The organism is Hufsiella arboris (genome assembly GCF_009834875.1).
GTDB lineage: Bacteria > Bacteroidota > Bacteroidia > Sphingobacteriales > Sphingobacteriaceae > Hufsiella_A > Hufsiella_A arboris.
Genome location: NZ_WVHT01000047.1, coordinates 1 through 548 on the forward strand (window position 1 = coordinate 1; position 548 = coordinate 548).

The 548-nt window shown below is 45.1% G+C and carries 1 protein-coding gene; it reads left to right on the forward strand.

The window, feature by feature from the left end; translation table 11 throughout:
• Positions 1–354: 354 nt before the first annotated feature.
• Positions 355–548, forward strand: a 194-nt coding sequence (locus GS399_RS20905) for a hypothetical protein (RefSeq protein ID WP_237488029.1), incomplete at its 3' end; no start/stop codon positions are given.

Sequence of the window (548 nt, forward strand, 5' to 3'; positions counted from 1 at the left end):
AATTCATGATCTGTAGTAACTTAGGTCAGTGGCAGGAAGCTAACGATCAAATTGTCATAGGCTTTTCCGAAGCATGCAACGGCCTTCGAAGATTTGGAAGTAAAGGCCAATAAATCTTTTGCAGAAACAATCATTATGCTCAGGTTTCAGCGTTTTCCGCGAAGTGTTGCAGATCCATTCCGGTTGCATTGGCGAACACACGACTCGGAACATGCGCATCAAAGATTTACTGAGGATTTACGACAAATATTCGGCAGCCTTGATCTTTGTTAAACTTTGTATCAAGACAAAGTTTATAGGCCTTCGGGCGGCTATGAGCCCGGCTGACAATAAAAATAGCACAGCCAGCTGTTTATGAAAGCTAGCCCGCCTCATTGCCGGCGGCTGGCTAGCCTCTTTTGTCTTGATACAAAAGCGGCGCAAAAAATCAAGGCTTCAAATTTTTGTACTAAAAACCCAATGATCCGGCCTGTCGCAATCAGAGCCGTGGGAGTGGAAGTGACGTATGATTGCTTTGCAACACTCGCTGATCGCTTGTATTACGAGAC